Origin of the sequence: Shewanella sp. VB17 (assembly GCF_013248905.1) — a bacterium.
GTDB lineage: Bacteria > Pseudomonadota > Gammaproteobacteria > Enterobacterales > Shewanellaceae > Shewanella.
This window is the reverse complement of sequence record NZ_JABRVS010000001.1, coordinates 4,602,266-4,614,234: the sequence shown is the minus strand read 5'-3', so window position 1 is coordinate 4,614,234 and position 11,969 is coordinate 4,602,266. Positions and strand designations below refer to the sequence as shown.

General features: G+C 42.0%; 9 protein-coding genes and 1 riboswitch. Of the genes, 6 read left to right on the top strand and 3 right to left on the bottom strand.

Features of this window, described 5'->3' with window-relative positions:
* The first annotated feature begins 88 nt into the window (after window positions 1-88).
* Window positions 89-226: a hypothetical protein gene (locus HQQ94_RS19855; RefSeq protein WP_173296049.1), complete on the top strand. Its 138-nt coding sequence runs from the start codon at window positions 89-91 to the stop codon at window positions 224-226.
* 118 nt (window positions 227-344) lie between these two features.
* Here the strand turns inward: HQQ94_RS19855 and HQQ94_RS19850 are convergent, their stop codons facing one another.
* The 3 genes from HQQ94_RS19850 to HQQ94_RS19840 all read right to left on the bottom strand — a co-directional run bounded on the left by HQQ94_RS19850 (window position 345) and on the right by HQQ94_RS19840 (window position 3,100).
* A complete protein-coding gene (locus HQQ94_RS19850; protein WP_173296048.1) occupies window positions 345-1,133 on the bottom strand; it encodes a PepSY-associated TM helix domain-containing protein in 789 nt (262 codons plus the stop codon).
* A 93-nt stretch (window positions 1,134-1,226) separates the two neighbouring features.
* Window positions 1,227-1,745 carry an FMN-binding protein gene (locus HQQ94_RS19845; protein WP_173296047.1) on the bottom strand — a complete coding sequence of 173 codons (519 nt, stop codon included), beginning with the start codon at window positions 1,743-1,745 and terminating at the stop codon, window positions 1,227-1,229.
* Between the two features lie 167 nt (window positions 1,746-1,912).
* Entirely contained in the window at window positions 1,913-3,100 is a 1,188-nt protein-coding gene (locus tag HQQ94_RS19840) for a porin (RefSeq protein ID WP_173296046.1), read from the bottom strand.
* A 325-nt stretch (window positions 3,101-3,425) separates the two neighbouring features.
* On the opposite strand from HQQ94_RS19840, the gene HQQ94_RS19835 reads away from it, so the two are divergent.
* From HQQ94_RS19835 to HQQ94_RS19815, 5 genes are all read left to right on the top strand, one after another.
* A complete protein-coding gene (locus HQQ94_RS19835; protein ID WP_173296045.1) occupies window positions 3,426-4,127 on the top strand; it encodes a DUF3581 domain-containing protein in 702 nt (233 codons plus the stop codon).
* Window positions 4,128-4,466: 339 nt separating this feature from the next.
* Window positions 4,467-4,609, top strand: a riboswitch (glycine riboswitch).
* 191 nt (window positions 4,610-4,800) lie between these two features.
* Window positions 4,801-6,192 carry a sodium:alanine symporter family protein gene (locus HQQ94_RS19830; RefSeq protein WP_173296044.1) on the top strand — a complete coding sequence of 464 codons (1,392 nt, stop codon included), beginning with the start codon at window positions 4,801-4,803 and terminating at the stop codon, window positions 6,190-6,192.
* Between the two features lie 201 nt (window positions 6,193-6,393).
* Entirely contained in the window at window positions 6,394-10,089 is a 3,696-nt protein-coding gene (locus HQQ94_RS19825; protein ID WP_173296043.1) for an ATP-binding protein, read from the top strand.
* Window positions 10,089-10,712, top strand: coding sequence for a hypothetical protein (locus tag HQQ94_RS19820; protein WP_173296042.1), 624 nt, complete (start codon window positions 10,089-10,091; stop codon window positions 10,710-10,712). The genes HQQ94_RS19825 and HQQ94_RS19820 overlap by 1 nt, the downstream gene beginning before the upstream one ends.
* Window positions 10,712-11,953, top strand: a complete 1,242-nt coding sequence (locus tag HQQ94_RS19815) for a hypothetical protein (protein ID WP_173296041.1) — start codon at window positions 10,712-10,714, stop codon at window positions 11,951-11,953. The genes HQQ94_RS19820 and HQQ94_RS19815 overlap by 1 nt, the downstream gene beginning before the upstream one ends.
* Window positions 11,954-11,969: the final 16 nt, after the last annotated feature.

Here is an 11,969-nt window from a genome sequence, read left to right as displayed (position 1 = left end):
ATTATGAATGCGTAAGAGTTCTAGCCAATAAAGGGGGCATAAATAATTTAGTAAACTCACCCTGTAATGGTCAATCGAAGAAACACACTTGCTTGAAATGACGGGTGTAGATTCGGCTGCGGCCGTTGATGGCATGGATGCCATCGTCGAGCTTACATGGAAGTATTCACAGCGTGCCGCAGGAGTATCTGCACATCAGCCTGCTGCAAGCAATAAACACCAATGAAACTTTGGTCATCAGCAGGCTAATCTAATACCAAACCTGTCAAATGAACCCAACACAAAAGAGATTTGAAACTTATTATCCGACAAGTAGAAGCTACTCATTAATGGATAAAACGAATTTACTTTCGTTTTATTTTCTTAGGCTTGTGCTGTACCCACAAATACACACCAGATAATGCCATGATGATTAAGGCTAAGGCAACGAGATCCATGAACCAAGGGCCTAAGGGGCCGAAGAAGCGGCCACTGTGGACATCGAGCAGTACCCGCTCCCAGCTTAAATGGTGTGAGCGCGCAAGTTGTGTTATGTCTTGAGTATCGATGACCACAGTCACAGTTTCAGTTAAAGGTTGAGCCCAAGGTAATGGCGCAAACGTCATGGCTTGAGTCCACTCAATCAGATCATCATCGGCCATATAACTGCCATTATCAGCATTTAGCCAGATGTGACCATCATTGGCGATTGCGCTTAATCCAGCGGGTAGACCGGTGGTGATATCTTGTTTTTCAAGCATTTCGCCTGCTGCCGACATGAGGTAGAGGTTGTCGCTATCGATTGCAATGAGCATATCACCAAAAGTGACGATGCCATTAATGGGTGAGTCAGCTTCGAGTGCGAGATGTTTATCCACCCAGATAAGATTATCTGAGCTGGCGAGTCGTGGTGCTGTGGTTTGATAGATGTTGATTTGATTGGGAGGCTTGATGCCATAATAGTCCAGTAACCAAGCTTGTTCGACGTGTGTGTTATCGATAGCGAATTGGTGGCTGTGATTGATCAGTATGCCAGAGATGGCAAGTAGTAGGACAAAGATAGCACTGAATATCCCCAAGCCTCTGTGCCAAGAACGAAGTTGTTTCTTGAGGGAGAAGCTGAGATTTTTTTTGTGGGAAGGGGGATTGGCCATGATTATTCTTGTGGTAATAGAGAGTGATTTTTTCTAGTTAATAGCATAACAACCATATTAGATTAACGATACCTGCTATTTGAATTTTAACGGTTAGCTTTTGGTTACCCGTGAATCTAACCAGAGTGCGATACGTGATAATTTGGTCAATGCCCTGACTGAGAGCGTAGCACCTGTGATGCCGTCTATGTGTCTATCGAGTGTTAAATCTGCATTGAGTTTGGCGGCTTTGAATTGATCGGTGAAGAAGTCATGACGCACTTCATCACCGCGGCTTTCTCGATATACCAATACTTTAGTGTCGGCGATTTGCTGGTCTTTTACATGAATGCCAACCGTGATAGGGGCTTCTTTGCCAATTTCATCGAGTATCCATACCGTTTCACCTTGTTGCTGCCAATAGCGGACACGCATTTTGTTAAATCGATGGGATAAAATCTCTTCAATCACGGCAATTGCCTCGTCGTCGAGCCAAAATACCTTAGCTTTAGGAGGCGATGTATTGAAGGCTTGGCTAATAAATGCTTGTGGCGCTTGATATAGGCTTTGAGCGACAGCAGAAAAGCTCAGTGCGAAGGAAAAGCTAATGATTAATTTCGTTATTTTTTTCATTTGGTTAACCGTACCGTCTGCCATTTATCGATTGAATATATACTCAAATAACCTAGGTTTCATCGTTTGAGTATATACCCAAACGACGTCAAAATGCAGTGTTGAGCATGCCGAAGTTGTTTGGGTATGAATGATCTTTCAATAGAGATCAGGTGATTACTATTGCATTAAAACTGGTAACCGACGCCTAAGTTGAAGCCGTCAGTGTCTTTAGTGCCGCCTTGAGTTTCATAGTCAGCTTTAAAGACGACATTTTCATGCAGCCAGTAGTTAATGCCCACATTGGTTTGAGTGACTTCTGTGTCCGCATGACTTCCAGCTTCGTTGTCATATTCGTTATAACGTGCAAATAGACCTAAGCTGTCATTGATGCGATAGGATGGTTCAATATACCAACCATTTTGCTCATCACGCCCTAGGTTTTCAGCTTCAATACCATCGATATCCCACTGGGCATATAATGCTTTAACGGTGAAACCTTTAATGCTGTAGATAACATGAGTGCTAAGTAGTACAGCTGAAGCAGTATCTACACCAGTAGCGCTTTGAGTCAGATCTGATTGATATTGTGCTGTTGCAGCAAGCTCAAGTCCTGGGATTGCGGTGTATTTAACGCGTGCAGTGTAGGCAAGATTGTCAGCCTGCGCCTTAGAGACTTTTTGACGGCCTGTACGAATATTATAAGCCTTGCTACCTGTAGTATCGACAGCTAGGCCACTGGTAATCGCACCATCGAAGGCAAGACCTGGAGTTGCTTTAACATTTAAAGCAATACCCCCTTCCCACCAAGTTGCAGGAATAATGTTTTTCTCAACAGGGTTACGCTCAACACCATAAAAAGCCGGTGGCTCATGAGTTTCGTTAATAATACCGACTGGCATGAGGAATAGACCCGCTTTACCGCTGAACATGTGATTAAAATCATGTTCGATGTAAGCTTGTTCAAGTTCAACTTCACCATTTTGACCTTCACCCGAAATTGAATGTTCAACTTCTAGTTCTGAGAAAAAACGAGTGCTGTCATTAAATTCATGGCCGACGAAAAGAACGAAGCGATGGAAGTCGAACTCTTTCTTATCTTTGCTGCTGTCTTGATTGTCTGAAATGTTGTTGTAATGCAGTTCACCATAGCCGCCAATGGTTGTTGCACTTTTTGTTGAACTGGAATCAACAACATCTGCCGTTTGTTCAACGCGTTGTTCGGTCACTTGCAGACGCTTTTCTAAGTCTTTAAGGACTTTTTGTTGTTGTTCAATTACTTTGCGTAATTCTTGTGTTTCATCAGAAGCGAAAGCTGTTTGGCTGGCAAATAAGCCAACTAACGCTGTTGCAAGTAATGTCTTTTTCATCATCATTCTCTTCTCTATTGTTATTTAAGTGGAAGTATTTTTTGTGGATTTTAACAACTGAAACTAATAATGCAAATTGTTATCATTCAATTTTTGAGTTCGACCTATATTTTGTGATTTTATGCTTGTATAGGTTGTGCATATGTTGTTATTTGTGGTGATAGGTTTGCTTCATGTTTTGTATATGGTGAGAGGGATCTGAGTGTGGCGAGGGGAAGGTTTATTCATTTTTACGGTAAAAATGAGTTTTTTAAGTCATCGGGTGAGTTTTCTTAGCCAATTACGATAAACTGTTAGATTATTTTATGTATTAAAATTTAACTGAGTAAATATGTTTCTAACTCCATATTTTAAAAAAGAACACTTTTCTATCTCGATCACCCCATCTCAGGCTAGTGATTTTGCGAAGCTGGTGGCTCAGGACTTCAATCCCATTCATGATGTTGGGGCTAAACGTTTTTGTGTACCCGGTGATCTGCTTTTTTCATTGGTTTTAGGAGAGTATGGTTTAAGTCAACAAATGAGTTTTACTTTTCAAGGTATGGTTGGCGATGGGGTTAAATTGCAATTTGCTGACTCAATCGGTGAGCGGTTTGATATACATGATGATAAAGATAAGCTTTATTTGAACGTTGAACGTCATGGTGAGGTGAGTCGTTGCGAAGGTCAAATAGAGTCGTTTATTCGCAGTTATGTCTCATTTTCTGGTTTGAACTTTATTCATGTGCTTGTGCCTATGATGAAGCAACATCAAGTGATGATTAACCCTGCTCGCCCTTTGGTTATTTATGAAAGTATGTCTTTTGATCTCATCACTCTTGATTTTACTAAGGTAGAACTCTCTCTTGTAGAGCAAGAGCTAGTGGTCGACGGTAAACGCGGTAATGTCACGTTAAAGTTCGAACTACACAATGGTGATACATTGGTGGGAACAGGGCTGAAAACCTTGGTCATGAGTGGTCTTCGTCCATATGAAACCGATAAAGTGCAAGAAATGTGTGATGCCTATGAAGGGCGTAGAACTGGCTTTTAGCGGCGTTTGCCGGTGATGTTCTGTGATCCTGAGTTTACCTCAGGGTCTTGCGTATGCACTCCTTCCTGTTTTAGCGCCTTACTTTATTGCTCAAAAAAACACTTTTTTTTAATTTAAGCTAGAAATGTGACTTAGATGGCTTGAGTTCATCTCAAGATTGCTTCATTGTGCGCGCCTGTCGGATCTAATCCGGCAATCCGTTCGGATGAAGGTAGCAGGAGAGTGGGGAATTGCCCCCATACCGACGAGGCAACTTTAGATTTTACTTTTACGCTAAGTATTAAAGTAGGACCTAAATACTCTTTCAGGTGCCAATAGTGATTGGCGTGGACTGTTACTGGACGAGCCTCTGGAGAGATCGTAAGTGCTGTGTTGGCTAGTGTTGAGCTAATCTTGACAGCATATTACGGCGCCGAAGGCGAAAGTGTCACAATGTTTGATTGTGGCGCGAAACGCTCAGGCAAAAGGACAGAGGAGAGGATGACTGCACAGTCCCTGTCGTTTGTTGTCGTGGCTGATATTTACCTTCGCGTGTATTTCACTGGCTATAGTGAGTATTGTTGCATGTGTTAAGCGTAAATACAGCTGGCTATTACTGCGTTCTGGACGTTATACAGCCATTTCTTTTCCTCCTCCGTTTATTAATTAAGTTGTTTAATATTTTGAGGAATACATGAATTTTAACGTGTTAACTACCGATATACTGCCTACACTCTTGGCGAATGTGAATGCCATTGTTTGGGGGCCCATTACTCTGTGTCTTCTGGTCGGTACAGGGCTCTACCTTACTCTTAGACTTAAGCTGATTCAGGTTTTTCGTTTGCCACTTGCGCTGACGTTACTGTTTAAGCCTGCCAGTGGTAAAGGCGATCTTTCTTCATTTGCGGCGCTGTGTACTGCCCTGTCTGCCACTATCGGCACTGGTAACATTGTTGGGGTGGCAACGGCGATAAAAATGGGTGGCCCTGGAGCATTGTTTTGGATGTGGATAGCCGCATTTTTTGGCATGGCGACTAAGTATGCTGAGTGCATGCTGGCAGTTAAATACCGAATCACAGATGCTAGAGGTCAGATCGCCGGCGGGCCGATGTATTATATCGAACGTGGGCTGGGTTTACCTTGGATGGCGAAACTGTTTGCCATTTTTGGTGTTGGGGTCGCTTTCTTTGGGATCGGCACTTTTGCACAAGTGAATGCGATAAGTGAAGCCATGACGATAGCGTTTCATATCCCGGCTTGGTTAACGGCTGCAGTACTGACCATATTGGTTGCAGCTGTGACCTTAGGTGGCGTTAAGCGTATTGCAAATGTGGCACAAAAGTTAGTGCCCACTATGGCTTTAGGTTATGTATTTGCTTGTTTTTGGCTACTTATTATATTTAGTGAGCAAATACTGCCTGCTTTTCAGTTGATCTTGGAGTCAGCTTTTACGCCGCTGTCTGCAGCAGGTGGTTTTCTGGGGGCGACAGTCGCGCAGGCATTGCAAATAGGCATTGCACGTGGGGTATTTTCTAACGAAGCAGGACTGGGGAGTGCGCCCATTGCAGCGGCTGCGGCTAAGACTAATGAACCTGTCGAGCAAGGGCTTGTGAGTATGACGGGCACCTTTTTTGACACCATTATTATCTGTACGATGACAGGACTGGTGTTAATAATCACTGATGTTTGGAGCGGCGATACTGCAGGTGCTGCGATGACAAGCTTGGCATTTGGCAGTGGTGGCTCAGTGGTGGTCGGTCAATATTTTGTGGCCCTTGCATTAGTCTGTTTTGCATTTACGACTATTTTGGGATGGCACTATTATGGTGAGCGTTGCTGGTATTATTTGATGGGCGATCGTCTTTTGCGTGTGTATCAGGGGGTATTTCTAGGTTTAATTGCACTGGGATCATTTATTCATCTGGATATGATTTGGCTGCTTGCCGATACGGTGAACGGGTTAATGGCGATCCCTAACTTAATCGCAATGATAGGTTTACGTCATGTTATTTGCACTGAAACGGTTAACTATTTTGCTCGTATGGCGAGTGGGTCTTTAATGAAAACACACACAGATGTTCGTTAAGCAAAACTCGGGATAACGAGTGCTTAATAAGGATACTTGATTTGACAGCGATGGTTAATTGAATCGCTGTCATTATTTTGTGATAAAAAGCCTTAACTGGACCAATAACTATCGACAATACTGGCTATTCCTTATAGATTCACTGGTTAGTTCTTTTCTATCGTTTATTTATTCGAAAAATCATTCAGACAAGGGTTTATCATGGTTCAACAAGGCTATTCTTTGCTGCGCATTATTATCATCGACAGTTTTTGGAAGGGCCAAGTCAATGAGCTTGATTTAACTGGTCATACTCAATTGGAAGGAACCAACGGCGCTGGTAAAACGTCTCTTATGCGCTTACTGCCACTTTTTTATGGGATGCGCCCCAGTGACATTGTGAGTAAGGTCGATCAAGCTCGTAATTTTGCTGATTATTATTTGCCTCGCGATTCCAGTATGTTGGTGTATGAATATCAGCGTCCTTACGGTCAAACCTGCATGGTATTGGCCAGTAGTGATGGCCGTGGGGTACATTTCAAGTTTATCGATGGGGCTTATCATAGCGAGCACTTTATTGGTGATGATAATAAGCCTTACAGCGTATCTGAGGTTGACCGATGTTATCGGCAGATGGGCTGTGATCGTTCCAGTTTTTTAGGGATCGATAAATACCGCCAAGTAATCCAAAATCTGCGCAGTGGCCGTAAGTTAAAAGACATTCGTCAATTACAAAGTCGCTATGCATTTAGTGAATTACCGTGTCCACATATCGAAAAAGTGATCAATGGCACGATAGAAAAAAATCTCGACTTTGAAGCAGTAAAGCGCATGTTAGTCGCCATTGCTAGCGATCATCTTGCCCGTAACAATGTTGAAGAAAAAGAGCAAATAACCCTCAATAAAGAAGAGATCACTAGCTGGTTGGCAGATATTCAAGCCAGCCGTACGGTACAAAAAGTGGCCGATAAAATCGATTTATGGCAAAGTGACTTTGCAACCTTAGACAGCTTATTAATTAAATTGCAGCATCTACATTTTGAAATCATTGAACATCAAGTCAGACTCGAAGATAAACAAACAGTCTGTTCAAAGGCGAAACAAGACAGTCAGGTAAAATTGGCTGAACTGCAGAAGCAGCTCGAGGATGCAGTGACCCGCTTAAATCAGCAGATCAATGATTTTGAAGCTGAAATCAATAGAGATCAAAGCCATATTGATTTACTCGATGATGACAAAATGATTTTTGATGACGACGATGCGCCCAATTATCAGCTTCAAGCAGATAAAGCGCCGCATATTCAAAATGAACTCAATGAAGTCAATGCTATCATTGATGCTTTTGAAGGGAACCTGACTAAGGTACAACAAAAGTTTACTGATTTAATTCAAAAGTTGGAATTTCAACATGTCAAAGAACAGGCTGAAAATGAAAAAAAATCAGCCGAGATAAGTGTCGCTTCTGCAGCTCAGCTAGGGAAAGTTGAGGCGGTGCATCAGCAACAACATCGAGAGTTAGAAGAGCTGATTAGTCAAAAAAATCTCGAATTACAGCTTAAAAAACAACATATAGAACATGAATTGCACAGTGCGAAAGCTGCGTTAAACCATGTTCAACTCGACCCTAGTTTATTACACGATATCGAACAGAATCAGCAGGCATTAAGTGATGCGAAAGATAAGCAAAATCAGTTATATCAAATCCAAGCGCAGTCACAATCCTTATTAAGAACGCTACGCCAACAGCGTGATAAACACCTCGCCAGACATCAACAAGAAAACCGTCAGCTCGACGGGTTAAAAGTCGAATATACCCAAGTAGAAGCACAATTGATCCCAGCTTCTGGGTCGTTACAACATTATCTTGATAATGAGCCTAAAGCTAGCGATTGGAAACACAATATCGGTCGCCTATTGACCAGTGAGCAATTGACGCGTTGTGATCTTGATCCGCAATGGGTTGGCGGTGATAGTTTTTATGGATTAGCGCTCGATTTACAGCAGCTACAAAGTAATGATTCACTTTTTTTAGATGAAATACAACTGCGTGAAAAACGTGATCTTATTACTAAAAATATTCAAATTCAAACCGACAAAATAGCACAACTTGATGAACATATTAACCAGCAGAGCAAAGAGATAACCACGGCTGAATTAGATAGCACTCGCGAAGCACATGATTTACAGAAAAATGAACTTAATTTGCAGCAGCTTAGTGTACAGTTTGACAATCTGACGGTAAAAAAACAGTTAGCCATTAAAGCGTATACCGAAGAGATTAATGTGCTGCTTAGATCGCTTGAAAATGATAAAAAGGATAATGCTAAGCAGCAAGCGTTGTTTAATGACCGTTGTGAAGAACAACGTAACGATTTGCATAATCAAGTGCTCGAAAAACGCATGGTGGTTGAAAGTGATCGTGATACGCAATTAACCTTGTTGAGCGAAGAACATGTTCAGCTTGATGTTAACTATCAGCAACGTTTGAAAGCACTTAAAAAGCAGCGACATGTTGATGTTGCCAAACTCGATCCCGATGGTGAAGTCGATAAACGCGTTGGCGAGCGTAAACATTTAGTCTCTGCGTTACAAAAGTGTGCCGAATTTGAGCAAAAAGCGCATAAATACCATCACTTTATGACAAATAGATATTGTCATCGTAATGGGTTAGTTGAACAGAATCAGAGCCGAATGGTTCAAAAGCGCAGTGTTGAAAATCAGTTGGAGGAGGTCAAGGTTGCGCAGACCAATGAGATTAATGCCCTGCGGCAGTTGATTAAAAAATACAACCTGCAAAAGCACGCGACGGATGAGTTACTTAACCATCTTAACGACAGTAAGAATAACTGTGTCAAGCATGGCATTGAGGTGGAATTCGCCGAAGGGCAGCCAAGTAATCAGGCTGATTTGAGTGTGAGTTTTTGCGCCGATTGGATGAGCCAATTTGACGTAGTTGAAAAACGCTTGAGCGATCAGATAACCAAATTTAATAATGATTTTCAGAAAAAGCACGCCAGCAGTGAACTCTATGAAAGCTGGCAAAAGTTAGTGGCTGAAAATGATCGTTATCAGGCAGCTAAAATATTATTTAAATACCGTGAACCCATTGCCGATCTACTCAGTAGCGCAGCGCAAAAACAAAAGAGTACTTATCAATTAGTGTCTGTTAATGCCACTATGATCAATGAGTTTTATCAGCATATTGAAAATTTTGGTCGTCGAATTAAACAAATTGGTAAGCAGCTATCGAGCAAGGTTACAGCTCTTGCACATTTTGAAGCCTTAGCGGATATCAATGTCACCACAGTGATGAAACAAGAAGAACTGGAGTATTGGGGCCCTTTGCAGACGTTTGCTAAAGTATTCGAGCAATACCGTGATCAACTGCGTGAAGGGATAGGTGAAATTCCTGATGATCTGGTGTATGCGATGCAAAAGCTATCGGCTTATTTGCCCAGCGAAGGTTTTATGCTGAGTCACAGTCACTTGTTTGATATTGAATTTACCATTACCGAAAAAGGTCAGGTGAAACATGCCAGAAATGCTCGCCAGCTTAAAAAAGTCAGTTCAACTGGGTTATCTTATCTGGCGATGCTGTCATTGTTTACCGGCATTCTTGGCATGTTGCGAGGAGACAGCAAGCACTGCAGTCAAATTATTTTGCCCGTGGATGAACTGGGAGAGCTAGCGGCGGAAAATATCGCGCTCTTACTGCACATGTTTGCCGATAACCATATTTGTATTTTATCTGCCTCGCCATCAACCGATCGCCATATTCTGGCGCTATATGAGCGTCATTATAAGCTTAAAGATAATAAGATTTATCATGCTGAAATACCTCAATCCCGTCTCGATGAATTACTGGCGCTACGTGCAAGTCAAAAACAAGCGAGCGTTACGGCGCAGGAGTTAAGTTAATGTTTACACAAACGGTACAACAATTACTGACGGGCGCGATTATTTGCGAGACTGCATATGTTGAAGAATTTCAATATTTAAAACTCGCTGCTGAGTTTGAGCGGGTGAATGATTTTTTGGAAAATATTGAGCGGAAATTAACTTACCATGAAAGTGCGGATGCGTATTATTGTACTTTCATCAAAGTTGATAGTAGCAATGCTGCTGAGCTCACGGCGCTATTTAGTGACATGCGCAGCACATTTAGGCCTTTAGTGGAATTTTTGGATCTATTGTTAACGGCAAGCAATGCCGATTTACCGATCCATGGTAAGTCGGTGGTCAATATTAATGAGTTATTTGAGCCGTTCGAACAAGATCAGACCTTGCGTGATCAGTTACGTCGTTTAACCTCAATTAAACCTTTTAAAACCAATAAAGAGGAGACTCGCGAGCAATTGGCGACGCTATTTCATAAACTCGAAGAGATGCATTATTTTGTGCGTAAAAATCCAGGCAGTAGCCGTTTTTACGCGACCGCACGCTTCGATATTATTTATACTTTGATTGAGTTTTTAAATGATTCTGAGCGGGTTGAATTACCCAATGACCCACAAGTTCAACAAGATGAGTTACTTTTCTGATGGCAGGCTTTGATGCGGGGCAAGTCGCTGCTTTGTTGCGTAAAATTGGCGCAAATGACGAGCTGCTAGCCAATGCTTATGTGTTTGGTAGTGTGGTGAGCGATGAGCAAGATGCTAAGACCATTAGTACGTTACATAAAGCTGGGCTGTTGCGACCAGACGATGAGCCTGGTGAGTTTCGAGTGACCACCGACTTTAAGCGAATGCTCAATCGTTTGATGCGCAAGCAAAGTAGTTATCGTCAGCTAACCGACATGGGTAAAGTGATCGAGGCACTTGATGAAACCGTTAAAGACTACCAGTTGTCTGTGCAATTACAGGAACATGACGACGCGGAGTTCTACCTAGATCAACTGGACGATCTTCTGTATGAAACTAAAGATGGTCTTAATACCAACCTAGACAATATGCATTATGGTATTGTCAGTCAATTTGGTTTTGTGAGTACCTTAGCCAATAAAATCAGGCAGAATGAACGTTATTTAAACCATGCACAAAGTTTATTGACGGAATTACAGCAAATTGATCCGGAAGCCTGCTATGAGTGGATTAATTGGCCTTGCCCTAATGAATTTGCTCGTAAGATCACCGGCTTTATTTACTGGTTTAATCAGGTATTACTTCGTTTGCGTTTTATTATTGATAATATGCGCTTGAGTTTATTTCGATTACGTCGAGATGAAAAGCAAGCCAGCCAATTGCGCAATATGGCACGTTTCTTACGTCAGCATCCAGAATTTGAAATTCATGATAATCTTTTCGAAGATCCAGCACTGCCTGAAGCGTTAAAATCTGCCCCACCTATGCCATTAAGTTGCTATGTTGAAACCCATAACACTGAGCACGAGGCATCATTGGTTGCCATTGTTCAAGCTTTGCGTAAACAAGTGACTAGCACACCTGTAAAGGTACGTGATAGTGGTGAAGTGACGCTAATACCAGTCGAGAAAGTGAATTATCAAGTGGACTTTTTTGACCAACAAACCGAGCTTTTGTTCGAGTTGGTTATCCGTGACAGCAGCCCTGTTTCTGCCATTGCTTTTTGGAGTTTGTCACAAGTCGAGTGGCAAGATGAATTACAAACTATTGACCCTAAAGCTTGGATTGAGTTGGTATTTAGTGCGTATTGTTCATTAACCAGTGAACAGCAAGATGCATTTGAGATTAAAATGAAAGGTGTGCAGGTGGCAGGTACATCGGATAACTACAGTTATAGTGATGTGGTGATCTGTCTAAGATAACCTTATCTTGAGTGAT